We start from the raw sequence: 260 nt of genomic DNA, 5'->3' as shown, positions 1-260 counted from the left end.
ACTTTGTGCCATTACAGGCTAGTGTTGCGCGTATTAGAGGGCAAAAAGTAGGTATTACCGAAGGGTATAACGCTGATTCAACACCAAAGAATCTGGCACCGCAAGACCTAGCTTATGCGAATCCCGTTATTGCTGAAGAATGCTACGTTCCACCGAATATCTCAGAGCTTTACTGCCGTTTTTCGCTAAGAGTGAAAGCTAACTCTCTGGCTCCCTCAGGCTGCAGTAATGTTGATGTGTTTAATACATTGTCTGCGTTA

General features: G+C 44.6%; 1 pseudogene. It reads left to right on the top strand.

The annotated features are described in order from the left end of the window. Positions 1 to 260: pseudogene (locus J3L11_RS19150) on the top strand (type I-F CRISPR-associated protein Csy3); the annotation flags it as partial.

Source organism: Shewanella sp. 4t3-1-2LB (assembly GCF_017368415.1).
In the GTDB taxonomy this organism is placed as follows: Bacteria; Pseudomonadota; Gammaproteobacteria; order Enterobacterales; family Shewanellaceae; genus Shewanella; species Shewanella fodinae.
The sequence above is the reverse complement of the archived record's forward strand: the minus strand, read 5'-3'. Positions and strand labels throughout refer to the sequence as shown.